Annotated in this window: 17 protein-coding genes; 13 read left to right on the forward strand and 4 right to left on the reverse strand. The window is 71.9% G+C overall.

Annotated elements, in window-relative coordinates; all coding sequences use genetic code 11:
* Positions 1–458 precede the first annotated feature (458 nt).
* The 7 genes from IE255_RS02625 (at position 459) to IE255_RS02655 (ending at position 8,061) form a co-directional block, all read left to right on the forward strand.
* A complete protein-coding gene (locus tag IE255_RS02625; protein ID WP_372487568.1) occupies positions 459–1,379 on the forward strand; it encodes a ComEA family DNA-binding protein in 921 nt (306 codons plus the stop codon).
* Positions 1,376–3,964, forward strand: a complete 2,589-nt coding sequence (locus IE255_RS02630) for a ComEC/Rec2 family competence protein (protein ID WP_229906259.1) — start codon at positions 1,376–1,378, stop codon at positions 3,962–3,964. Before IE255_RS02625 ends, IE255_RS02630 begins: the two co-directional genes overlap by 4 nt.
* Positions 3,965–3,968: 4 nt before the next feature.
* Positions 3,969–4,799 (forward strand): arylamine N-acetyltransferase family protein, encoded by an 831-nt coding sequence (locus IE255_RS02635; RefSeq protein ID WP_190048440.1) that lies wholly within the window; start codon positions 3,969–3,971, stop codon positions 4,797–4,799.
* Between the two features lie 174 nt (positions 4,800–4,973).
* Positions 4,974–5,855 (forward strand): YceI family protein, encoded by an 882-nt coding sequence (locus IE255_RS02640; RefSeq protein WP_190048441.1) that lies wholly within the window; start codon positions 4,974–4,976, stop codon positions 5,853–5,855.
* Between the two features lie 38 nt (positions 5,856–5,893).
* Positions 5,894–6,139 carry an RNA-binding protein gene (locus IE255_RS02645; protein WP_190048442.1) on the forward strand — a complete coding sequence of 82 codons (246 nt, stop codon included), beginning with the start codon at positions 5,894–5,896 and terminating at the stop codon, positions 6,137–6,139.
* A 75-nt stretch (positions 6,140–6,214) separates the two neighbouring features.
* Positions 6,215–7,204: a DNA polymerase III subunit delta gene (gene holA, locus IE255_RS02650; RefSeq protein ID WP_190048443.1), complete on the forward strand. Its 990-nt coding sequence runs from the start codon at positions 6,215–6,217 to the stop codon at positions 7,202–7,204.
* Positions 7,205–7,665: 461 nt separating this feature from the next.
* Complete coding sequence (locus IE255_RS02655) at positions 7,666–8,061, forward strand: nuclear transport factor 2 family protein (protein ID WP_190048444.1); 396 nt, start codon at positions 7,666–7,668, stop codon at positions 8,059–8,061.
* Between the two features lie 175 nt (positions 8,062–8,236).
* On the opposite strand, the gene rpsT is transcribed toward IE255_RS02655, so the two are convergent.
* Positions 8,237–8,503, reverse strand: coding sequence for a 30S ribosomal protein S20 (rpsT, locus tag IE255_RS02660; protein ID WP_010042013.1), 267 nt, complete (start codon positions 8,501–8,503; stop codon positions 8,237–8,239).
* Positions 8,504–8,732: 229 nt separating this feature from the next.
* Between rpsT and lepA the strand changes: the two genes are divergently transcribed.
* Together lepA and IE255_RS02670 are read left to right on the forward strand one after the other, a co-directional pair.
* Entirely contained in the window at positions 8,733–10,601 is a 1,869-nt protein-coding gene (gene lepA, locus IE255_RS02665; RefSeq protein WP_190048445.1) for a translation elongation factor 4, read from the forward strand.
* Between the two features lie 263 nt (positions 10,602–10,864).
* Positions 10,865–12,739 carry an AMP-dependent synthetase/ligase gene (locus IE255_RS02670; protein WP_190048446.1) on the forward strand — a complete coding sequence of 625 codons (1,875 nt, stop codon included), beginning with the start codon at positions 10,865–10,867 and terminating at the stop codon, positions 12,737–12,739.
* Positions 12,740–12,874: 135 nt separating this feature from the next.
* Here the strand turns inward: IE255_RS02670 and IE255_RS02675 are convergent, their stop codons facing one another.
* Entirely contained in the window at positions 12,875–16,954 is a 4,080-nt protein-coding gene (locus IE255_RS02675; protein WP_190048447.1) for a HAMP domain-containing protein, read from the reverse strand.
* Positions 16,955–17,056: 102 nt separating this feature from the next.
* Here IE255_RS02675 and IE255_RS02680 point away from each other — a divergent pair, with 102 nt between their 5' ends.
* Both IE255_RS02680 and hemW read left to right on the forward strand, forming a co-directional pair.
* Positions 17,057–19,255: a SpoIIE family protein phosphatase gene (locus IE255_RS02680; protein WP_372487567.1), complete on the forward strand. Its 2,199-nt coding sequence runs from the start codon at positions 17,057–17,059 to the stop codon at positions 19,253–19,255.
* A 48-nt stretch (positions 19,256–19,303) separates the two neighbouring features.
* The gene (gene hemW / locus IE255_RS02685; protein ID WP_190048449.1) at positions 19,304–20,536 is read left to right on the forward strand and encodes a radical SAM family heme chaperone HemW; all 1,233 of its coding nucleotides are present in this window, start codon (positions 19,304–19,306) and stop codon (positions 20,534–20,536) included.
* Positions 20,537–20,663: 127 nt separating this feature from the next.
* On the opposite strand, the gene IE255_RS02690 is transcribed toward hemW, so the two are convergent.
* Entirely contained in the window at positions 20,664–21,467 is an 804-nt protein-coding gene (locus IE255_RS02690; protein WP_190048450.1) for a DUF3097 domain-containing protein, read from the reverse strand.
* A gap of 31 nt (positions 21,468–21,498) precedes the next feature.
* On the reverse strand, positions 21,499–22,230 hold the full coding sequence (locus IE255_RS02695) for an MBL fold metallo-hydrolase (protein ID WP_190048451.1): 732 nt from the start codon (positions 22,228–22,230) through the stop codon (positions 21,499–21,501).
* 171 nt (positions 22,231–22,401) lie between these two features.
* On the opposite strand from IE255_RS02695, the gene hrcA reads away from it, so the two are divergent.
* Both hrcA and dnaJ read left to right on the forward strand, forming a co-directional pair.
* Positions 22,402–23,418: a heat-inducible transcriptional repressor HrcA gene (gene hrcA / locus IE255_RS02700; RefSeq protein ID WP_031111606.1), complete on the forward strand. Its 1,017-nt coding sequence runs from the start codon at positions 22,402–22,404 to the stop codon at positions 23,416–23,418.
* Entirely contained in the window at positions 23,418–24,554 is a 1,137-nt protein-coding gene (gene dnaJ / locus IE255_RS02705) for a molecular chaperone DnaJ (RefSeq protein ID WP_190048452.1), read from the forward strand. The genes hrcA and dnaJ overlap by 1 nt, the downstream gene beginning before the upstream one ends.
* The last annotated feature ends 80 nt before the right edge of the window (positions 24,555–24,634 follow it).

A 24,634-nucleotide genomic window follows, 5' to 3' on the forward strand; every position in this document is an offset into this window, starting at 1 on the left:
CCGGGTCCGACGGCCGCATCCGTCACCGCCGTCGGCCGCCTGCCGCGCGCGGCCGGGCACGGCATCGTCATGGCTCGGCGGAGGAACTCCGCCGGCGCGCGGAGGTGTTGTTCGGCGAGCCTGCCGAGCCGGTTGGGTCAGCTGGGGCCGGGCCGGTTGGGTCGGCTGGAGGGGCCGGGCCAGATGGACGGGACGGGTCGTCGGCTGGACGGGCCGGACCAGATGGACGGGACGGGTCGGCTGGAGGGGCCTGGTCGGTCGAACGGGCCGGGGAGCGGCGGGAGTCGGGGCAGGGGCCGCCCGGTGGGGAGTGGCGTGCCGGGGTTGCCGGGGCTGTCGGGGTTGCCCGGACTGCTGGAGTTGTCGGGGTTGCCGGGTCCGGGGTTGCCGGGTCCGCCAGGGCTGCGGGGGTTGCCGGATCCGCCGGTGCTGTTGGGGCACTCGGGTCTGCCGGGGCCATCGGGGAGACGGCTGCCGGGGGCCGTGCTCGGTCCGGACCCGAGCGGCGGGAGGTCGTCGCGGGACCCGGCGCGGAGCCCGGTGTCGGACCTGGCGCGGAGCCCGTCGCCGCCTTGCCGGACGTCCCGGCCGGAGCGGACAGCGGCGACGGCCGCGTGGCGGAAGGGGCCTGGCGGGAACGGGCCGGCCTGGCGCTGCGGGAGCGCATGCCCCTGTGGTTGCAGGCCAGGTGTGGTCTGGAGCGGCGGAGCGTGCTCGCCCTGACGGTGGTGCTCGTCGTCGCCGCGGCGTTCGCCGTGCAGCACTTCTGGGCCGGCCGGACGCAGTCCGTGCAACCGCCCGAGGTGGTGCGCGCGGCGGCACCGTACGGAGAGCGGGAGCAGAGCGCGCCGGCCCGGGAGGAGCGAACGGCTGGCGCCGGCGGGGCGCCTGCCGGGCCGGTGAAGGCGGAGGCGCCCGAGATCGTCGTGGACGTCGGCGGCAAGGTCCGTGATCCCGGGATCCACCGGCTGCCGGCCGGTTCGCGTGTCGCGGACGCGCTGAGCGCGGCGGGTGGCGTGAAGCCGGGCACGAACACGGACGGGCTCAACCGGGCCCGCTTCCTCGTGGACGGCGAGCAGGTGATCGTCGGCGGACCGGCTCCGGCCACGGGGGCCGGGGCGGCCGGGGCGGGCGGTGCGGCTGCCGGTGGCCCGGCCGGTGCGGCGGCGGGCGGCGCGGTGCCGGCGGCTCCGGTCTCCCTCAGCACGGCCACCGTGGACCAGCTCGACACCTTGCCCGGCGTCGGCCCGGTGCTGGCGCAGCACATCATCGACTACCGCACGCAGCACGGCGGTTTCCGCTCCGTGGACGAGCTGCGCGAGGTGACCGGCATCGGCGACCGCCGCTTCGCCGACCTGCGGAACCTCGTACGGCCATGAGGCGCCTCCCCGACACGCCGGAGCGGTGGGACGAGACCGCACCTGCTGCCCGCCCCGCCCGGTCGGCCGTGCACGCCGCCTCCGGGAAGCGGCTGGGCACCGCCCGCCCACGCCAGGAGGGACCCACGGACCTGCGCCTCGTGCCACCCGCCCTCGCGGCCTGGGCGACGGCGGCGCTGGTCCTGGACGCGTCGCCGGGCTGGGTCCTGGCCATCGTGACCGGCTGTCTGGTCGCCGTGGCCCTGCTGCCGCTGCGCCGGCGACCAGGGCCGGCGTCCTGGCCGCGGGCCTCGGCCGCCGCCGTGCTGCTGTGCGTCGCCGCGGCCGCCGCCTCGGCCGGGCTGCACGGGGCGGATCTGCGCCGGGGGCCCGTGCCCGGCCTGGCGCGGGAGTATGCGACGGTGACCGCCGAGGTCGAGCTCACCTCCGATCCTCGGCTCACCCGTCCCAGGGTCCGGGGTGACCATGTGGCTCCGACCGCGGTGCTGATCGACGCCGAGGTGCGGCGCGTCCACGAGGTGGGTGGCTCGACGGTGGCGACGCGGACGCCGGTGCTGATGGTCGTGGACGTGGACTCGTCCCCGCCCGGTCGTGTGGCAGGTGGGCCGGTGCGGTCGGCGTGGCTCGGGCTGCTGCCGTCGACGCGGCTGCGGGTCGGCGCGCGGCTGGCGCCCGCGATGACGCGCGGTGACCGGGTCGCGGCGGTGCTGCGGGTGCGGGGCGCGGCCGAACCGCAGGTGGTGGGGGAACCATCGAGGGCTCAGCGGCTCGCCGGGCGGCTTCGTGCGGGGCTGCGGGAGGCGACCGACGGGCTGCCGGCGGACGCCCGGGCGCTGCTGCCGGGGCTGGTCGTGGGGGACACCTCGCGGATCACCCCGGAACTGGAGGAGGCCTTCAAGGAGACCGACCTCACCCACACACTCGCCGTGAGCGGTGCCAACTTCACGATCCTGCTCGCGCTGCTGCTCGGGCCGCCGGGCCTGGCGCAGCACGTGGAGCGGCGGGGGCTCGCGCCCCGCCTCGGTATCTCCCTGCGGGGGACCGCGGTGCTCGGAGGCGTGCTCTCCCTCGGGTTCGTCGTCGTGTGCCGACCGGACCCGAGCGTGCTGCGGGCCGCGGCCTGTGGAGCCGTCGCGCTGCTCGCCCTCGCGACCGGCCGCCGGAGATCCCTGATCCCGGCACTGGCGACGGCGGTCCTGCTGCTGGTGCTGTACGACCCGTGGCTGGCGCGGAGTTACGGGTTCCTGCTGTCCGTCGTGGCCACCGGCGCCCTGCTCACGCTCGCGCCGCGCTGGAGCGCCGGGCTGCGGCGGCGCGGGGTGCCGCCGAGGCTCGCCGAGGCGCTGGCTGCCGCTGCCGCCGCGCAGGCCCTGTGCGCACCCGTCGTCGCCGTGCTGTCGGCGCGGGTGAGCCTGGTGGCGGTGCCGTGCAATCTGCTCGCGGAGTTCGCGATCGCGCCGGCCACCGTGCTGGGGTTCGCGGCACTGGGCACGGCCCCGGTGGCGATGCCGGTGGCCGAGGCCCTGGCGTGGTGCGCGCAGTGGCCCGCCGAGTGGATCGCGGAGGTCGCCCGGGCCGGGGCGGCGCTGCCGGGCGGCGGAGTGGACTGGCCGGGCAGTTGGGCGGGCGCGGCGCTGCTCGCCGCCGTGACCCTGGTCGTGCTGCTCGCCGGACGGCGGCTGCTCGGGCATCCCTGGTGGTGCGGGGCGTGCGGGCTGCTGCTGGTGCTGGCGGTGGTGCAGCCGCCGCCGCTGACCCGGGTGGTCACCGGCTGGCCGCCGCCGGGCTGGCGGCTGGTGATGTGCGACGTGGGGCAGGGCGACGCCATGGTGCTCGCGGCGGGCGAGGGCAGGGGCGTGGTGGTGGACGCGGGACCGGATCCGGACCTCGTCGACCACTGCCTGCGCGCCCTCGGCATCACCAGGATCCCGCTGATCGTGCTCACCCACTTCCACGCCGATCACGTGGCGGGCCTGCCCGGAGTGCTGCGGGGACGGGCGGTGGGCGCGATCGAGACGACCGGCTTCGAAGAGCCCGCGGACCAGGCCGCGTTCGTGCGGAGGGCGGCGGCGGCCCGGCGGGTTCCTGTGACGCGGGCGGCGGCGGGGGAGGAGCGGCGCACGGGGGAGCTGTCCTGGCAGGTGGTGTGGCCGCCCCCGAGCCCTCCGCCGGACGCGCACCCGTGGTTGCTCCCGGCCCACCCGGAGCCGGAGGGGCCGAACGACGCCAGTGTCGCCATGCTGGTCCGCTCGGGCGGGCTGCGCCTGCTGCTCCTCGGGGACCTCGAACCTCCGGCCCAGCGGGCACTGGCCAGGTCACCGGCGGCGGAGGCGCTGGACGGCGTGGACGTACTGAAGGTCGCCCACCACGGCTCTGCCTACCAGGACCCCGGCCTCATACGCCGGGCGGCCCCGCGGCTGGCGCTCATCAGTTGCGGCGAGGACAACCCCTACGGCCATCCGGCGCCCGGCACGGTCGCGGCGCTGCGGGCCGGGGGTGCGGCGGTGCTGCGGACGGACCGGGACGGCGCGCTGGCGGTCGTGGGCGGGGGCGGGGGCGGGGAGCTGCGGGTGGCGCGAGACTGAGGGCATGAACTCAGCACAGCTTGATGCCTATCTCCGCCGTCTGGGAGTCGAGCACCCCGCGTGGCCCACCGTCGACGTGCTGCGCGAGCTGCACCTGCGCCATCTGCTGACCGTGCCGTTCGAGAACCTCTCCATCCATCTCGGCGAGGAGATCGTGCTGGAGGAGAAGCGGCTGCTGGACAAGGTGGTCGGCGCGCGGCGGGGCGGGTTCTGCTACGAACTCAACGGCGCCTTCGGGGCGTTGCTGGCCGCGCTGGGGTACGACGTGGCGCTGCTCGCGGCGCGGGTGTACGGGGACGGGGGGCGGCTCGGGATCCCGTACGACCACCTCGCGCTGCGGGTACGGACGGTGGACGGGGGCGACTGGCTGGCCGACGTCGGGTTCGGGGCGCACAGCCACCTGCCGCTGGAGTTCGGGGACCGGGGGGAGCAGGAGGATCCGGGGGGCACGTTCCGGATCGTCGAGGCGGGGCCGGACGCGGCCGGGGTGCGCGGTGGGCATGACACGGCGGAGGCGGCGGACCTGGACGTGATCCGGGACGGCAGGCCGCAGTACCGCCTGGAGGTGCGGCCGCGGGTGCTCGGCGACTTCGTGGCGGGGGCGTGGTGGCACAGCACGTCGCCGGTGTCGCACTTCACGCGCTCGCTGGTCTGTTCGCGGGTCACGGAGGACGGGGGGAGGATCACGCTCAGCGGGCGCGGGCTCAAGGCGACGTCGGCCGACGGGACGCGGGAGGAGCGGGAGCTGGGCACGGACGAGGAGGTGCTCGCGGTGTACCGGGAGCGGTTCGGGATCGTGCTCGACCGGGTGCCGGCCGTGCGCGCTCCCGGCTAGGGATCAATTCGGGCCACACGGGGCTACTCATGCGGAGTACCGGCACATGTGCTGGATTCCCGTGATGTGGTCCCGTGTTGCCTCGAAAGCCTCACTGGTGGTCGAATGCGTCTTCGGTAACAGATGATCAACAGTGATCAACAGGCGATTTCGAGTCACACAGGGGAGTCGTGGATGATCGGCCGCTGGCTGGGAAGCCGAACCGACCGGATGCAACGGACGAGTCCCCTGGCGGCGGTGCCGACGCCGCCGAGCGCCGGGGTGCTGGCCTGCCGGGTGCTGGACCCGGTCCACGAGCCGGTCAGGCACGCGGAGTTCGCGGTCACCGACGCCATGGGGCGCCCGGTGGTCAGCGGGGGTGCGGATCCCTACGGGTCGTTCGTGACGACCGTGCCTCCGGGGGAGTACCGGCTGGCGGTGTCGGCGGAGGGGTACACGCCGTACCGGGCGACCACACAGGTCGGCGAGAACGCGCTCGCGTCGCTCGGTGAGGTGACGCTCCAGGTGGCCCGGCCGCCGGAGCTGCCCGCGCCGGGCGACTGGGAGATCGAGCCGGCGCACTCCTCGATCGGCTTCACCGCACGGCACATCGGACTGGCTCGGATCCACGGGCAGTTCAAGTCCTTCGCGGGGGTCGTACGGATCACCGATCCGGTGGAGCGGTCGGCGATGCACGTGGTGATCGACGCGGCGTCCATCGACACGAACATGAGGATGCGCGACGACCATCTGCGGTCGGCGGACTTCCTGGACGTCGCGCGGTTCCCGACCCTGGAGTTCTACAGCGAGCGGTTCGTGCACAGGGGCGGGAACCGGTGGGCCGTGACGGGTGCGCTGTCGCTGCACGGCGTGACGCGGACGGTCACGCTGGACACCGAGTACCTGGGGCTGGGCAACGGCATGGAGGGCGAGGTGCGGGCGGCCTGCCGGGCCACGACCGAGCTGCACCGGGACGACTTCACCGTGAGCTGGCAGACGATGCTGGCGCGGGGCATCGCGGTGGTCGGGCCGAGCATCAAGGTCGACCTCGATGTGCAGCTCGTGCGCAAGGGCTGACCGGCCGTGCGGCGCGGCGGTGTCGGACAATGTCCGGCGTGAGTGATGTACGACATGTGCTGGTGCTGCCCGACCGGGATGCCGCGGAAGAGGCGGTGGAGGCGCTCGGGGAGCGGTTCGGGGTCGTCGAGGAGCCGCGGCTCGTGCGGGACGCCCTGGCCGGTGAGGACGATGCCGAGGACGCGCAGTGGCTGGTCGTCCTGAGGGACGAGGAAGGGCGGCTGGACCCCGGGGAGCTGGACAGCTTCGCGGGGGAGTGGGAAGGCTGGCGGGAGGAGCCGTAAAGCGGCCGCGTCCCGTCGTCGGCCCTGGGCCCCGCGCCCGGCCCGTTGTCAGTGCCGCGTGGGATGCTTGGCGCGATGGCCAGGAAGACTGCGAATGACGACCCCCTCGCCCCGGTGACGCTCGCCGTGGGCCAGGAGGACCTGCTGCTGGACCGCGCCGTGCAGGAGGTGGTGGCCGCCGCGAAGGCCTCCGACGCCGACACGGACGTGCGGGACCTCACCTCGGACCAGTTGCAGCCCGGCACACTCGCCGAGCTGACGAGTCCGTCGCTCTTCGCCGAGCGCAAGGTCGTGGTCGTGCGCAACGCGCAGGACCTCTCGGCCGACACGATCAAGGACGTGAAGGCGTACCTCGGGGCGCCCGCCGAGGAGATCACGCTCGTGCTGCTGCACGCCGGCGCGGCCAAGGGCAAGGGCCTGCTCGACGCGGCGCGCAAGGCGGGGGCGCGCGAGGTGGCCTGCCCGAAGATGACCAAGCCGGCGGACCGGCTGGCGTTCGTGCGGCAGGAGTTCCGGGCGGTGGGGCGGTCCGGCACGCCGGAGGCGTGCCAGGCGCTCGTCGACGCGATCGGGAGCGATCTGCGGGAGCTGGCCTCGGCCGTCTCGCAGCTGGTCGCGGACGTCGAGGGCACGATCGACGAGGCGGTCGTCGGGCGGTACTACACCGGGCGGGCCGAGGCGTCGAGCTTCACGGTCGCCGACCGGGCGGTCGAGGGCCGGGCGGCGGAGGCGCTGGAGGCGCTGCGCTGGTCGCTGGCGACCGGGGTGGCGCCGGTGATGATCACGAGCGCCCTGGCGCAGGGCGTCCGGGCGATCGGCAAGCTGTCGTCGGCGCGCGGGGGCCGGCCGGCCGATCTCGCGCGGGAGCTGGGCATGCCGCCGTGGAAGATCGACCGGGTGCGGCAGCAGATGCGGGGATGGACGCCGGACGGGGTGGCGGTGGCGCTGCGCGCGGTGGCCGAGGCCGACGCGGGAGTGAAGGGCGGGGGTGACGACCCCGCGTACGCCCTGGAGAAGGCGGTGGTCACGATCGCCCGCGCGGCTCGCTCCCGGGGCCGGAGCTAGCGGCACCCGGCGGCACCTGTCCTCCGGGCTGCTCCCAGAAGACCCGAAGGACCCGGAAAGACCTGGACGACCCAGAAGACCTGGACGACCCGGAAAGGCCTGGACGACCCAGAGACCCGGATGACCCGGGCGCGCCCGCGGGCAGGACCCGGAAAGGCCCGGACGACCCAGAAGAGCCCGGACGACCCGGCGCCAGGGAGACCCGGACAACCCGGCGCCCGGGAGGACCCGGAGGATTCGGATGACCCGGACGACCCGGCGCCCGGGAAGACCCGGACGACCCGGACGCCCGCGAGGACCTGGCACGAATTCCGCGCCGCCGCACCGGTACAGCAGCCCGCCCGGCCGTTCGCCGACGGGCTCCAGGCCCGTGCCGTGATCGAGTCGCCCTCCTCCTGCCGAGGAGGAGAATCGGGTGTATCAGCCGTACGTCGCGAGGTGACGGAGAGGTGGCGAAGGCCATGGCTGAACACCCCCACGCAGCGCTGGTCCGCAAGGGATTCGAGGCCTTCTCGCGCGGTGACATGGACACCTTGCGCGAACTGATCGCGGGAGACGCCACACACCACGTGCCCGGAGAGCACCCGCTGTCGGGCGACTTCAAAGGCGTCAACTCGATGATCGAGATGTACGAGCGGCTCGGTGCGGAGACCAACGGGACGATGCGCGCCGAACTGATCGGCGTCGCTGTGGACGGCCGCGGTCACGCGGTCGGCATGAGCCGTTTCACAGCCGAGCGCAACGGCAAGCGCCTCGACGACACCGGAGCCCTCATCTTCCGGATCGTCGGGGACAAGGTCACCGACATCGACGAGTGCGTCGAGGACATCGACAAGAACAACGAGTTCTGGTCCTGAACAGGCCGAAGGCCGGGCCGCCTCCCATGGGGAACAGGAGGGCGCCCGGCCTTCGGTTCAAGCTGTTGGATCCGCGCCCGCGTGGCGAACGCAGGCCGCGCGCGGATCCGAGGGGTGCCGGACGGGAGCGGATGAGAGAGGGCCCGCTCGATTCCCCCCGGCGTCACATCAGATGTCAGCCCTTGAGCGCGGCGACCTTCTGAGCCAGCGCCGACTTCTTGTTGGCAGCCTGGTTCTTGTGGATGACGCCCTTCGAGACGGCCTTGTCGAGCTGACGCGCGGCAGCGCGCTGGTACTCGGTGGCCTTCTCGACGTCACCCGCGGCAGCGGCCTCGCGGGCCTTGCGGATCGCGGTCTTCAGGGAGGACTTGACGGCCTTGTTGCGCAGCCGGGCCTTCTCGTTGGTCTTGATCCGCTTGATCTGGGACTTGATGTTCGCCACGAATGAGCCTTCTCAGGTTCTGGCACGGCACCGCAGGGGCCCCGCACCGGTGATTTCTTGAGGTTGTGCCTCCTGCGAGAGGGCATGAGACACAGCCACCCAGGCTACCAGCGGGCCCATCCACGGCCCAAACCCGTCCATGGTCCCCACCCGTGGGACCATGGAGGCTACGTATCGATCCGACCCGAGACCGCAGACACTGCGGACGCCTCAAGAATCAGGACCCTGCGTGCCCGCGATCCCTAGCCATGTGCCCGAGCCGAGCCGTACCGACCCGGCTCTGATCCGCAACTTCTGCATCATCGCGCACATCGACCACGGCAAGTCCACGCTCGCCGACCGGATGCTCCAGCTGACCGGAGTGGTCGAGCAGCGGCAGATGCGCGCTCAGTACCTCGACCGCATGGACATCGAGCGCGAGCGCGGCATCACGATCAAGTCTCAGGCGGTGCGTCTGCCGTGGGCCCCGACCCATGACAAGGGCAACACGCACATCCTCAACATGATCGACACCCCGGGGCACGTCGACTTCACCTACGAGGTCTCGCGGTCGCTCGCCGCCTGCGAGGGCACCATCCTCCTGGTCGACGCCGCCCAGGGCATCGAGGCCCAGACCCTCGCCAACCTCTACCTGGCGATGGAGAACGACCTCACGATCATCCCCGTGCTCAACAAGATCGACCTGCCGGCGGCGCAGCCCGAGAAGTTCGCCGAGGAGCTCGCCCACCTCATCGGGTGCGAGCCAGACGACGTGCTCAAGGTCTCCGCGAAGACCGGGCTCGGTGTCGAGGCGCTGCTGGACAAGGTCGTCGAGCAGGTCCCGGCCCCGGTCGGCGTGAAGGACGCCCCGGCCCGTGCCATGATCTTCGACTCCGTCTACGACTCCTACCGGGGTGTCGTGACGTACGTCCGTGTCATCGACGGGCAGCTCAACAGGCGCGAGCGCATCAAGATGATGTCGACCGGCGCCACGCACGAGCTGCTGGAGATCGGCACCAACTCGCCGGAGATGCTGCCGTCCGACGGCCTGGGCGTCGGCGAGGTGGGCTATCTCATCACCGGCGTGAAGGACGTCCGCCAGTCCAAGGTCGGTGACACCGTCACCAGCCAGCACAAGGGGGCCGAGCAGGCGCTCGGCGGGTACAAGGACCCCAAGCCGATGGTCTTCTCCGGCCTCTACCCGCTGGACGGCTCGGACTACCCGGAGCTGCGCGAGGCCCTCGACAAGCTCCAGCTCAACGACGCTGCCCTGGTCTACGAACCGGAGACCTCCGCCGCCCTCGGCTTCGGCTTCCGCGTCGGCTTCCTCGGCCTGCTGCACCTGGACGTGATCCGGGAGCGGCTGGAGCGCGAGTTCGGGCTCGACCTGATCGCCACCGCGCCGAACGTGGTCTACCGCGTCGTCATGGAGGACGGCACCGAGCACACCGTGACCAACCCGAGCGAGTTCCCCGAGGGCAAGATCTCGGAGGTCTACGAGCCGGTCGTCCGGGCCACCGTCCTGGCGCCCAGCGAGTTCATCGGCTCGATCATGGAGCTGTGCCAGACGCGGCGCGGTGACCTGCTCGGCATGGACTACCTCTCCGAGGAGCGGGTCGAGATTCGCTATACCCTGCCCCTCGCCGAGATCGTCTTCGACTTCTTCGACCAGCTGAAGTCCAAGACCCGCGGCTACGCCTCGCTTGACTACGAGCCCACCGGCGAGCAGACCTCCAGCCTGGTCAAGGTCGACATCCTGCTGCACGGCGACAAGGTGGACGCCTTCTCCGCGATCACCCACAAGGACCAGGCGTACGCCTACGGTGTGCGGCTCGTCGCCAAGCTCAAGGAGCTCATCCCGCGGCAGGCCTTCGAGGTGCCCGTCCAGGCGGCCATCGGCTCCCGGGTCATCGCCCGCGAGACCATCCGCGCCATCCGCAAGGACGTCCTCGCCAAGTGCTACGGCGGTGACATCTCCCGTAAGCGGAAGCTGCTGGAGAAGCAGAAGGAGGGCAAGAAGCGGATGAAGATGGTGGGTTCCGTGGAAGTTCCGCAGGAGGCCTTCATCGCCGTCCTGTCGAGCGATGACAGCGCGGGGTCGGGCAAGGGCAAGAAGTAATCACGGATTACCGTGGGTTACACCCCAAACCGGGTGGAACGGGGGCCCGTCGTACGAAAGTGCGGCGGGCCCTGCGCGTATACGGGGTAGCTGTCTGTACGAAGTGACAGGCCGCGGACCCTTACGCAGGGGCCGGTCGACCTTTACTCTGATCCCTGCTCGATAGTTACTCGCGAGTTAAACAACGGCTTGTGACCAGCACCTCGTGAGTCAAAACCAGCCGCACCTGAGCCAGCCGCACTGTCGCGGGCCCGGAGGATGTCGTGAGCGACACACAGACTTTGATCGAGAACCGTCCGCCGTCCGTGGCGGGCCTCTTCCTGGAGCGCGTGGCGGCCACGCCGGACGCCGAGGCCTACCGGTATCCGGTCCCCTCGTCCTCCGGCCAGGGGCCGGACGAGTGGAAGTCGCTGAGCTGGGCCCAGGCCGCCGAGCGGGTCTACGCCATCGCGGCGGGCCTCATCGAGCTCGGCGTGCAGCCCGAGCAGCGCGTCGCCCTCGCCTCCGCCACCCGGATCGAGTGGATCCTCGCCGACCTCGGCATCATGTGCGCCGGCGCGGCCACGACCACGGTGTACCCGCAGACCAACGCCGAGGAGTCCGCGTACATCCTGTCGGACTCCGAGAGCCGGGTGCTCATCGCTGAGAACGCCGAGCAGCTGGCCAAGGCGAAGGAGAAGCGCGCGGAGCTGCCCGAGCTGACCCATGTGGTGGTCATCGACCCCGCCGGTGCCGAGACCGCCGACTGGATCCTCACCCTCGACGAGCTGGAGAAGCGCGGCGCGGCCCGTCTGGAGAAGGACCCCGAGCTGGTCAGGGAGCGGGTCGGCGCGCTCACCAAGGACCAGCTGGCCACCCTCATCTACACCTCCGGCACCACCGGCCGCCCCAAGGGCGTGCGCCTCCCGCACGACAACTGGTCGTACATGGCGAAGGCGATCGCCGCGACCGGCCTCGTCAGCGGCGAGGACGTGCAGTACCTGTGGCTGCCGCTCGCGCACGTCTTCGGCAAGGTGCTCACCTCCGGCCAGATCGAGGTCGGGCACGTCACCGCCGTGGACGGCCGCGTCGACAAGATCATCGAGAATCTGCCGGTGGTGCGGCCGACGTACATGGCGGCCGTGCCGCGCATCTTCGAGAAGGTCTACAACGGCGTCGCCGCGAAGGCCCGGGCGGGCGGCGGGGCCAAGTACAAGATCTTCCAGTGGGCCGCCGAGGTCGCCCGCGAGTACGCCAAGGTCGCGCAGGACAACTTCCGGCGCACCGGGACCGCGTCCGTGCCGTTCGGGCTGGGCGCGAAGCACAAGGTCGCCGACGCGCTGGTGTACGCCAAGATCCGGGAGGCCTTCGGCGGCAACCTGCGGGCGTGCGTCTCCGGTTCGGCCGCCCTCGCCCCCGAGATCGGGTACTTCTTCTCCGGCGCCGGCATCCACATCCTGGAGGGCTACGGCCTGACCGAGTCCTCCGCCGCGTCCTTCGTGAATCCGGGCGAGGCCTACCGCACCGGTACGGTCGGCAAGCCGCTGCCCGGCACGGAGGTCCGCATCGCCGAGGACGGGGAGATCCTGCTGCGCGGCCCGGGGATCATGGAGGGCTACCACAAGCTGCCCGAGAAGACCGCCGAGGTGCTGGAGCCGGACGGCTGGTTCCACACCGGGGACATCGGCGAGCTGTCGCCCGACGGGTACCTGCGGATCACCGACCGCAAGAAGGACCTCATCAAGACGTCGGGCGGCAAGTACATCGCGCCTGCGGAGGTCGAGGGGCAGTTCAAGGCGGTGTGCCCGTACGTGTCCAACATCCTGGTGCACGGGGCCGACCGGAACTTCTGCACGGCGCTGATCGCGCTCGACGAGGTCGCCATCACCGAGTGGGCCAAGGAGAACGGGCTGGAGGGGAAGTCGTACACGGAGATCGTGGCGGCGCCGCAGACCGTCGACATGGTCGACGGGTATGTGAAGCAGCTCAACGAGGGGCTTCAGCGGTGGCAGACCATCAAGAAGTTCCGTCTCCTGCCGCGGGATCTCGATATCGAGCACGGCGAGATCACGCCGAGCCTGAAGCTGAAGCGGCCGGTGGTGGAGCGGGAGTACAAGCATCTGATCGAGGAGATGTACGAAGGGTCCCGCGAGGCGTAAGGGGTGGCGCGGGGCGCGCGGGCGGCTGCGGATCCGTTGTGGTTGTTCGCGCCCACGCGGCGGAGCCGCACATCGACACAGCCCCGCGCCCCTAAGTAATCTCCCCTGCGCGGCGTTTGAGGTCCTGGATTCTGTTCATGCCTTTTCTTCCGCGGCCTCGGGATCCAGAAGATCGCACACGACCGTCAACAAACGGTCGATGTCCACCGGCTTGGGTACGTAGGCGTTGGCGCCGCGGGCGATGGACTTCTCCCGGTCGCCGGGCATCGCCTTGGCGGTCAGCGCCACGATCGGCAGGCTCGCCCAGCGGGGTGTGCGGCGGATGGCGGAGATGGTCTCGTAGCCGTCCATCTCCGGCATCATGATGTCCATCAGGACCAGTTCGACGTCGGCGCCGCGCTCCAGGGTCTCGAGGCCCTCGCGGCCGTTCTCCGCGTACAGCACGGTCATGCCGACCCGGCCCAGGACATGGGTGAGGGCGAAGACGTTGCGGATGTCGTCGTCCACGATCAGCACCCGCCGCCCGGGCAGGATCCGGCCGGGCCTGCCGGACGTCCACGCCTCCAGCCTGGTCGGTGCGGGCCAGGCGTCGTCCGTGTCGGGGGAGGAGGGGAACGAGCCGGCCGTCGGCTGGAGCGGCAGGGGGAGTTCCGGGCGGGCCTCGGGGAGCGGGGCGGGTGCCGTGTCGCCGGGACTGACGACGGGGACGTAGAGGGTGAACGTGGAGCCCTTGCCGGGTTCGCTCTCGGCCACGATCCGGCCCCCGAGCAGGCCCGCGATCTCCCGGCTGATGGACAGGCCCAGGCCGGTGCCGCCGTACTTGCGATTGGTGGTGCCGTCGGCCTGCTGGAACGCCTCGAAGATCACCGCGAGTTTCTCCGGCGCGATGCCGATGCCGGTGTCGGACACGGTGAACGCGATGACGTCGTCGGTGTCGCGGACAGAGCCGTGCTCGGTGTCCCGCACGCGGTCCACCCGCAGTTCGACCTTGCCGTTCGCGGTGAACTTGATCGCGTTGGAGAGCAGGTTGCGCAGGATCTGCTGGAGCCGCTGCTCGTCGGAGTACATCTCGCGCGGTACGTCCTCGCCGACCGCCACCTCGAAGGCGAGCCCCCGGTCGAGGGTGAGCGGGCGGAAGGTGGCGTGGACGTAGTCGAGCAGCTTGATGAGGGGGAGCCTCTTGGGGCGTACGTCCATCCGGCCCGCCTCGATCTTCGACAGGTCCAGGATGTCGTTGATCAGCTGGAGCAGGTCCGAGCCCGAGCGGTGGATCGTCGTCGCGAACTGCACCTCCTGCTCGGAGAGATGGCCGTCCGGGTTGTCGGAGAGCAGCCGGGCCAGGATCAGCAGGGAGTTCAGGGGCGTGCGCAGCTCGTGCGACATGTTCGCCAGGAACTCCGACTTGTACTGCGAGGACGTGGCCAGCAGGGCGGCCTTCTCCTCCAGTTCGGCGTTGGAGCGCTGCAGCTCGCCCTGCTGCTTCTGGAGTTCGTCCGAGCGTTCCTGGAGCTGCCTGGCGAGACGCTGGGACTCGCCGAGCAGGGACTCCGTGCGGGAGTTGGCGATGATCGTGTTGATGGCGACGCCGATGGTGTTGACGAACTGGTCGAAGAACGCCAGGTGCACATCGGAGAAGCGGGAGAAGGAAGCGAGCTCGATGACACCGAGGAGCTTGTCCTCGAAGAGGATCGGGATGATGACGATGGTGGTGGGGGCGGCTTCGCCGAGGCCGCTGTTGATTTTGATGTAGTCGGGCGGGGCGCCCTCGACCAGGATCCGCTTCTTCTCCCGGGCCGCCTGCGCGACCAGGCCGTGCACGGGCAGGCCGCCGGTCTCGACGGTCGCGTCCTGGGCGGCGCCGTAGCCGGCGATGAAGGCCAGGCCCTTGGTGGGGACCGCCGCGCCGTCCTCCTCCGGGTCGGCCAGGTAGAAGGCGCCGTACTGGGCGTTCACCAGCGGGGTCAGTTCCCTGAGTATGAGGTCGGCGACCTCCATCAGGTCGCGGTGGCCCTGCATCAGGGCGGCCAGGCGGGCCAGGTTGGACTCCAGCCAGTCCTTCGCGCGGGTCGTCTCGCGCAGGTTGGCCACCATCAGGTTGATGTTGTCCTTCAGCTCGGCGACCTCGCCCTGCGTCTCCACCGTGATCGAGCGGGACATGTCGCCCTGGGCCACGGCCGAGGCGACCTCGGCGATCGCGCGGACCTGGGTGGTGAGGTTGAGCGCGAGTTCGTTGACGTTGGTCGTCAGGCGCTTCCAGGTGCCGTAGACGCCCTCGACCCTCGCCTGACCGCCGAGTCGGCCCTCGGAGCCGACCTCGCGGGCCACGCGCGTGACCTCCGAGGAGAAGGAGGACAGCGTGTCGACCATCGTGTTGATGGTGGTCTTGAGCTCCAGGATCTCGCCGCGCGCGTCCACGTCGATCTTCCGGGACAGGTCGCCCTGCGCCACGGCCGTCGCGACCTGGGCGATGTTGCGCACCTGGGAGGTGAGGTTGTCGGCCATGGAGTTGACGTTGTCCGTCAGGTCCCGCCAGACGCCGGAGACGCCCAGCACCTGGGCCCGGCCGCCGAGCCGGCCGTCGGTGCCGACCTCGCGGGCGACCCGGGTGACCTCGTCGGCGAAGGCGCGCAGCTGCTCCACCATCGTGTTGACGGTGTCCTTGAGTTCGAGGATCTCGCCGCGGGCGTCGACCGTGATCTTCTTGGAGAGGTCGCCGTTGGCGACGGCCGTCGTCACCTGGGCGATGTTGCGGACCTGGGAGGTCAGGTTCAGCGCCATGAAGTTGACGTTGTCGGTGAGGTCCTTCCAGACGCCGGAGACGCCCCGGACCTGCGCCTGGCCGCCGAGGTTGCCCTCGGTGCCGACCTCGCGGGCCACGCGGGTGACCTCGTCGGCGAAGGCGGAGAGCTGGTCGACCATCGTGTTGATCGTCGACTTCAGCTCCAGGATCTCGCCCTTGGCCTCCACCGTGATCTTCTTGCCGAGGTCGCCCTGGGCGACGGCGGTGGAGACGAGCGCGATGTTCCGCACCTGGGAGGTGAGGTTGTCGGCCATGAAGTTGACGTTGTCGGTGAGGTCCTTCCAGACGCCGGAGACGCCCCGGACCTGGGCCCGGCCGCCGAGGTTGCCCTCGGTGCCGACCTCGCGGGCGACCCGGGTGACCTCGTCGGCGAAGGCGGAGAGCTGGTCCACCATCGTGTTGATGGTCGACTTGAGTTCGAGGATCTCGCCGCGGGCGTCGACCGTGATCTTCTGGGACAGGTCGCCGTTGGCCACGGCCGTCGTCACCTGGGCGATGTTGCGGACCTGCGAGGTCAGGTTCGACGCCATGAAGTTGACGTTGTCGGTGAGGTCCTTCCAGACCCCCGAGACGCCCCGCACCTGCGCCCGGCCGCCCAGCTGGCCCTCCGTGCCGACCTCGCGGGCCACCCTGGTCACTTCGTCGGCGAAGGCGGAGAGCTGGTCCACCATCGTGTTGACGGTGAGCTTCAGTTCGAGCAGCTCGCCGGTCGCCTCGACCGTGACCGTGCGGGTCAGGTCGCCGCGCGCCACGGCCGTCGTCACCGCCGCGATGTCCCGCACCTGAGCCGTCAGCCGGGCCGCCATCGTGTTGACGGCCTCGGTCACATCCCGCCAACTGCCCGAGAGTCCCCGCACCTTGGCCCGGCCGCCGAGCCGGCCCTCGGTGCCGACCTCGCGGGCGACCCGCGTCACCTCGCCGGTGAACAGGGACAGCTGGTCCACCATCTTGTTCACGGCCCGGCCGAGGCGGCGCAGGTCGCCGCGTAACTGGCGGGTCCCGTCGTGCAGATCGACCCGCTGGGTCAGATCGCCGCCGGCCACCGCGTCCAGCACGCGCGTGGCGTTCGCCGCCGGGGCGACCAGGGCGTCGAGCAGCTGGTTGACGTCGTCGACGCGGGACGTCCACAGGCCCTGCCCCGGGCTCGCCGAGAGCCGCTCGTCGAGCCGGCCGTGCCGCACCAGCTCGCGTTTGACGCGCCGCACCTCGGTGGTGAAGTGGACGCTGCGGTCCATGATCTGGTTGAAGACCGCGGTGAGTTCGGCCACCATCCCGTGGCCGGATTCCGGCACCTTCGTGAAGTCGCCGTCGCGTGCGGCTGTCATGGCCGCGAGCAGCGGACGCAGATCGGATGCACGAATCTGACCGTCTTCGTACCGGTCTTCGACCACAGGAGTAGCACTGTTCTCACTCATGGCGGCCCACTTCGGTAACTCGGCGCTTATGGGCGTGGTCAGTCTGTCACTCTGTCGGCATCGACTGTGGCGTATTCGTACGAACTGCCCGGGGAGCTGCCCATGGGGGCCATTCCGACGCAACGGGAGACCGCTTCCCGTGCCTCTGAGGCGCCTGCACACGCTGGGGAGATGCCCGTGCCCGCTCATGAAGGGCCCGTTGCCGAGGGGCCCGTGCCGGCTGCCGAGGCGCTTGTGCCGGTTTCCGGGGCGCCCATGCCGGTTGTCGGGGCGCTCGCGCAGGAGTGCGCGCGGGCGCGCGCGACCCTGTCCGGCAGCTCCCTCGCGCCGGGCGCCGCACGCGCCCTGGTGCGCGCGGCGCTCGCCGAGTGGACCGAGCGCGGCCTGCCCGGCGCCGAGCACCTCACCGACCGCCTCGCCGACGACGCCGCGCTCGTCGTCAGCGAACTCGTCACCAACGCCGTCGTGCACGCGGGCACGGACGTCGAGATGGAGTGCCGGCTGGAAGGCGACGACCAGGCCACGGCCGCGCTCGTCGTCGAGGTCTGCGACCACCACCCCTCCCGCGCCCCGCGCGGCGGCGAGCCGGAGACGCCGCACGACACCCCCGAGTACGGGCGCGGCCTGCGGCTCGTCGGCGCGCTCTCCGAGGCGTGGGGGATCACGTACCGCACGGGGCGGAAGACCGTATGGGCGCGGTTGCCCGCCGTGGGGGGTGCGGCAGGGGAGCAGATCGAGGCGTACGCCGGGGAGCAGGCGCTGGCGCGCGGCTTGCGGGTGGCGGAGATTCTGGCGCCGGAGCCTCGCCAGGGCTGGGCGTATGACCGCGGGGACTCCTGGGACCACCCTGACGTCGGTCACCACCACGACTCCGAGCACCACCACGACTCCCGGGACCACCACGGCCTGCGCGACTGCCGGGACTGGAACGACCTGCGGGACTGGCGGGACCGGCACGAGGGCAGCGACGGGCGGGACGGCCCCGACGGCGTCTGGCTGGGCCGCGGTGCCCTCTCCTTCCTCGCCGAGGCCTCCGACCTGCTCGCCGGGCAGCTCGACGAGGACCTGGTCGCCGCCCTCGCCGGGCAGCTGATCGTGCCCCGGCTGGCCGACTGGTGCGCGGTCTGGCTGGAGGACGAGGCCACCGGCGGCGGCTGGGGCGGCGGGGCCGGAGCGGGCGGGCCCCGGCTGGCCCGGGTCTGGCACGGCAGCGAGAACCACATCGAGGAGCTGCGGTGGGCGCTGGAGAAGGAACCGCCGCCTCCGTCCGATCCTCCAGGATCCGGGCCCGTCGACTACCCCTGGCCCGGTGAGGCGCTCGGCGACGCGCCCGGTGCGCCGGGCCAGGCACTGGCGTACCGGCTGGTCGCCGGGGGACGTCCGCTGGGCACCCTCGTCATCGGACGGTCCGGGACCGCCGGCTTCCCCGACGAGATCACCGGCCTCGTCGAGGACCTGAGCCGCCGCGTCGCGCTCGCCATCGGCGCGGCCCGCCAGTACGCCCGCCAGGCCACCATCAGCGCCGTCCTCCAGCGCGGGCTGCTGCCCGGTGCCGTGGCCGAGATCCCCGGGGTGCGCAGCGCCCTCGTCTACGAGCCGTGCGACAAGGGCGGGCCCAGCGGCGACTTCTACGACCTGTTCCCGGCCGGCGACGGCCGCTGGTGCTTCGCCGTCGGCGACGTCCAGGGCAAGGGGCCCGAGGCCGCCGTCGTCATCGGCCTGGCCCGGCCCTGGCTGCGGCTGCTGGCCCGCGAGGGCTACCGGGTCGCCGACGTCCTCGACCGCCTCAACCAGCTCCTGCTCGACGACGCCACGGAGGCCGCCGACGCGGCGGCCCGGGCACTGGTGGCGGCGGGCGCCCGCCCGACCCCGCCCGGCGACGGCCCCCAGACGCGCTTCCTGTCCCTGTTGTACGGCGAGCTGGTCCCCTTCGACGGCGGCCTCCGCTGCACCGTCGCCTCCGCCGGGCACCCGCTGCCCCTGCTGCTCGGGGCGGGCGGCGAGGTCCACGCCTGCGCGCAGCCGCAGACCCTCCTGGGCGTCGTCGAGGACGCCACGTACACCAGCGAGACCTTCGAGCTGCGCTCCGGCGACACGCTGCTGTGCGTCACCGACGGCGTGACCGAGCGCCGCTCCGGGTCCCGCCAGTTCGACGACGGGGACGGACTCGCGGCGGCGCTCGCGGGCTGCGTAGGGCTGGACGCCGAGCTGATAGCCGAGCGGATCAAGCGGCTGGTGCACGAGTTCGGGGCGCGGCCGCCGGCGGACGATCTGGCGCTGCTGGTGCTCCAGGCGGAGTGATCACTGCTCCAGGCGGAGTCACCGCCCGGGTGCTGGACAATGGAAGGCATGCCTTCCGCACTCCCCGACGGCGAGCCGGTCCCCGAGGACGGCGCGCTGCCCGCGTCCGCCCTAGCCGGGGCCGCCGACCGCCCGCTCGGGTTCTACCTGCACGTTCCCTACTGCGCGACCCGCTGCGGCTACTGCGACTTCAACACGTACACGGCGACCGAGCTGCGCGGCACCGGCGGCGTGCTCGCCTCCCGCGACAACTACGCCGAGACGCTCGTCGACGAGATCCGCCTGGCCCGCAAGGTCCTGGGGGACGATCCGCGTCCCGTCCGTACGGTGTTCGTCGGCGGGGGTACGCCGACGCTGCTGGCCGCCGGGGATCTCGTGCGGATGCTGCAGGCCGTCCGGGACGAGTTCGGGCTCGCGGCGGACGCCGAGGTCACGACGGAGGCGAACCCGGAGTCGGTGGATCCGGCGTATCTGGCGGCCCTGCGCGAGGGGGGCTTCAACCGCATCTCGTTCGGGATGCAGAGCGCGCGGCAGCACGTGCTGAAGGTGCTGGACCGTACGCATACGCCCGGCCGGCCCGAGGCGTGTGTCGCGGAGGCCAGGGCGGCCGGGTTCGAGCACGTGAACCTCGACCTGATCTACGGCACGCCGGGGGAGTCCGACGACGACTGGCGGGCGTCGCTGGACGCCGTGCTGGGGGCCGGGCCGGACCATGTCAGCGCGTACGCCCTGATCGTGGAGGAGGGGACGCAGCTGGCGCGCCGGATCCGGCGGGGCGAGGTGCCGATGACCGACGACGACGTCCACGCCGACCGGTATCTGATCGCGGACGAGGTTCTCTCGGGCGCGGGGTTCGAGTGGTACGAGGTGTCGAACTGGGCGACCTCGGAGGCGGGGCGGTGCCTGCACAACGAGCTGTACTGGCGGGGGGCCGACTGGTGGGGGGCCGGGCCCGGTGCGCACAGTCATGTGGGCGGGGTGCGGTGGTGGAACGTGAAGCATCCGGGCGCGTATGCGGCTGCGCTGGCGGCCGGTCGTTCGCCCGGGGCCGGGCGTGAGGTGCTGTCGGAGGAGGACCGGCGGGTCGAGCGGATTCTGCTGGAGCTTCGGCTGCGGGAGGGAGCTCCGCTGTCACTGCTGCGGGACCAGGGCCTCGCCGCCGCCCGCCGCGCCCTGTCGGACGGTCTCCTCCAGGAGACGCCGTACGAGGAGGGGCGCGCGGTGCTCACCCTCCGGGGGCGGCTGCTGGCGGATGCGGTGGTGCGGGACCTGGTGGACTGAAGGGCCGACCCCCGCTGCGGCGGGGAGCACGAGCTGCTCGGCAGCGTCGACGAACTGATCGAGGGACCACCTCCGCGGTGGCGGAGAGCAGACCACCAGGCCCGATGTGTGAACGACTCGGCAAACGTCAGGGCACGGTCACGTGGTCGATGAGACGCTCCACACAACCCAGCAACTCCGGCTCCAGGTCCTTGTACGACCGCACCCCGGACAGGATCCGCTGCCACGCCGCGCCCGTGTTCTCCGGCCACCCCAGCGCCCGGCACACCCCCGTCTTCCAGTCCTGCCCGCGCGGCACCGAAGGCCACGCCTCGATGCCGAGGGACGCCGGCTTCACCGCCTCCCAGATGTCGATGTACGGGTGGCCCACCACCAGCGCGTGGTCGCTCGTCACCGACTGGGCGATGCGCCACTCCTTGGAGCCCGGTACGAGGTGGTCGACCAGGACGCCGAGCCGGGCGTCGGGGCCGGGGGAGAAGGAGTCGACGATCGACGGGAGGTCGTCCACGCCCTCCAGGTACTCCACGACCACGCCCTCGATGCGCAGGTCGTCACCCCACACCTTCTCGACCAGCTCGGCGTCGTGCCGGCCCTCGACGTAGATGCGGCCGGCGCGGGCCACGCGCGCGCGTGCGCCGGGGACGGCGACCGAGCCGGAGGCCGTACGGGTGGGGCGCGCGGGGCTGCCCGGCGCGGGGCGGACCAGCGTCACCACCTTGCCCTCCAGCAGGAACCCGCGCGGCTCCATCGGGAACACGCGGTGCTTGCCGAAGCGGTCCTCCAGCGTCACCGTGCCCGCCTCGCAGCGGATCACCGCCCCGCAGAAGCCGGTGCCGGGCTCCTCGACCACCAGGCCCGGTTCCGCCGGGACCTCGGGGACCGGCTGGGGCTTCTTCCACGGCGGGGTCAGGTCCGGAGAGTACTGGCGCATTCGCATGACGATAGGAGAAGCCGGTGGGCGGTCACGGAGACACGCCGAAACGGGTCGCCAGCGCGTCCCGCTGGGCCCGGACGAACGCCGCGTCCACCACCGCTCCGTGACCGGGTACGTACAGCGCGTCCTCGCCGCCCAGGCCGAGCAGGCGGTCCAGGGCGGCCGGCCAGTGCGACGGCACGGCGTCGGGGCCCGCCTGGGGCTCGCCGGACTCCTCGACCAGGTCGCCGCAGAAGACGACCTCCGGGTCGCCGGGCACCAGCACGGCCAGGTCGTGCGCGGTGTGCCCCGGGCCGACGTTCGCCAGCAGCACCTGGCGCCCGCCGCCCAGGTCCAGGGTCCACTCGCCGGACACCAGGTGGCGGGGCGGGACCAGCCGGTCCGCCGACTCCCGCGCGACGGTCTCCGCCAGGCCGTTGCGTACCGCGTCCGCGCGCAGCTCCTGGCGGTCCCGCACGCGCGTCAGCACCGCGTCCACGCCCACCGCGCCGAAGATCTCCGCGCCCGGGAACGCCGCGACCCCGAAGACATGGTCGAAGTGGGGATGGGTCAGCGCGAGATGTGTCACACGGTGGCCGGTGAGCGACTGCGCCTGCTCGTGCAACCGCGCGCCCTCGGCCGGGCTCGACCCCGCGTCGATCATCAGGACCGCGTCCGCACCGGCGACCAGCCCCGCCGTGCAGTCCCACACCGGAAGCCGGCACCGCCCCACCCCGGCGGCCAAGCGCTCCCACCCCAGCTCTTCCCAAGTCACCGTCATACGGCGACGCTAGCCGTGCGCCCCGCCCGGGGCACGGCGCCGCACGACCAGCCTTGCCGGGGGTGTACCCCACCGCCGTACACTGGGCCGGGGAATGCTGGCACTCGCATGCGCAGAGTGCCAGACCGCGACCGGCAGGGCAGCAGGCGGAGACTTCTGGAGGTGTGCGCGATGCTCAGTGAACGCAGGCTTCAGGTGCTGCGCGCCATCGTCCAGGACTACGTCGGCACCGAGGAGCCGGTGGGCTCCAAGGCCCTCACCGAGCGGCACAACCTCGGCGTCTCCCCGGCGACCGTCCGCAACGACATGGCCGCCCTGGAGGACGAGGGATACATCGCCCAGCCGCACACCAGCGCCGGGCGCATCCCCACCGACAAGGGCTACCGGCTGTTCGTGGACAAGCTCGCCGGCGTCAAGCCGATGACCGCGCCCGAGCGGCGCGCGATCCAGAACTTCCTCGAGGGCGCCGTCGACCTCGACGACGTCGTGGCGCGTACGGTACGGCTGCTCGCGCAGCTCACGCGCCAGGTCGCCGTCGTGCAGTACCCGTCGCTGACCCGGTCGACCGTGCGGCACGTGGAGCTGCTCTCCCTGGCGCCCGCGCGCGTGATGCTCGTGCTGATCACGGACACCGGGCGGGTCGAGCAGCGGGTGGTCGACTGCCCGGCGCCCTTCGGCGAGGCCTCGCTCGCGGATCTGCGCGCGCGGCTCAACAGCCGGGTGGCGAACCGCCGTTTCGCGGATGTGCCGAGTCTGGTGGAGGACCTCCCGGAGGCGTTCGAGCACGAGGATCGGGGTACGGTCTCCACGGTGCTCTCCACGCTTCTGGAGACGCTCGTCGAGGAGAACGAGGAGCGGCTGATGATCGGCGGCACCGCCAATCTGACCCGCTTCGGTCATGACTTCCCCCTCACGATCCGGCCGGTGCTGGAGGCGCTGGAGGAGCAGGTCGTGCTCCTCAAGCTGCTCGGCGAGGCGAAGGATCCGGGCGTGACCGTCCGTATCGGTCACGAGAACGCCCACGAAGGACTCAACTCCACGTCCGTCGTGTCGGTCGGCTACGGTTCGGGCGGCGAGGCAGTCGCCAAGCTCGGCGTGGTCGGACCGACCCGCATGGACTACCCGGGAACGATGGGAGCGGTACGCGCAGTGGCACGGTACGTCGGACAGATCCTGGCGGAGTCGTAGTGGCCACGGACTACTACGCCGTACTCGGCGTGCGCCGCGACGCGTCGCAGGAAGAGATCAAGAAGGCCTTCCGGCGGCTCGCCCGCGAGCTGCATCCGGACGTCAACCCCGATCCGAAGACCCAGGAGCGGTTCAAGGAGATCAACGCCGCCTACGAGGTGCTGTCGGACCCGCAGAAGAAGCAGGTCTACGACCTCGGCGGCGACCCGCTCTCGCAGGCCGGAGGCGGCGGCGCGGGCGGCTTCGGAGCCGGTGGCTTCGGGAACTTCTCGGACATCATGGACGCGTTCTTCGGCACGGCGTCGCAGCGCGGACCGCGCTCGCGCACCCGCCGTGGCCAGGACGCGATGATCCGCATCGAGGTGGAGCTCGACGAGGCGGCCTTCGGCACGACGAAGGACATCCAGGTCGACACGGCCGTCGTCTGCAACACCTGCAACGGCGAGGGCGCGGCCCCCGGCACCTCCGCCCAGACATGTGACATGTGCCGCGGCCGCGGTGAGGTCTCGCAGGTCACCCGGTCCTTCCTGGGCCAGGTCATGACGTCCCGGCCGTGCCCGCAGTGCCAGGGCTTCGGCACGGTCGTCCCCACTCCGTGCCCGGAGTGCGCGGGTGACGGCCGAGTCCGCTCCCGGCGCACGCTCACGGTCAAGATCCCGGCCGGTGTCGACAACGGCACGCGCATCCAGCTGGCCGGCGAGGGCGAGGTCGGGCCCGGTGGCGGTCCGGCCGGTGACCTCTACGTCGAGATCCACGAGCTGCCGCACCCCATGTTCCAGCGGCGCGGCGACGACCTGCACTGCACGGTCACGCTCCCGATGACGGCGGCGGCCCTCGGCACGAAGGTGCCGCTGGAGACGCTGGACGGCCTGGAGGAGGTCGACATCCGCCCGGGCACCCAGTCCGGCCAGTCGATCCCGCTGCACGGCCGGGGCGTCACGCACCTGCGCGGCGGCGGACGCGGCGACCTCATCGTCCACGTCGAGGTCCAGACCCCGACCAAGCTCGACCCCGAACAGGAACGCCTCCTGCGCGAGCTGGCCAAGCTGCGCGGAGAGGAACGGCCGCAGGGACAGTTCCAGCCGGGGCAGCAGGGGTTGTTCTCGCGGTTGAAGGATGCCTTCAACGGGCGCTGACGGGAGTCCCCCGGGCGGCGGGAGAGGGCTTGTTCCTCTGGTCTATGCCACACGGCAGGCCGGTTTCGGAGTTGTTCGGA

This window comes from Streptomyces lomondensis (genome assembly GCF_014651035.1).
Lineage (GTDB): Bacteria > Actinomycetota > Actinomycetes > Streptomycetales > Streptomycetaceae > Streptomyces > Streptomyces lomondensis.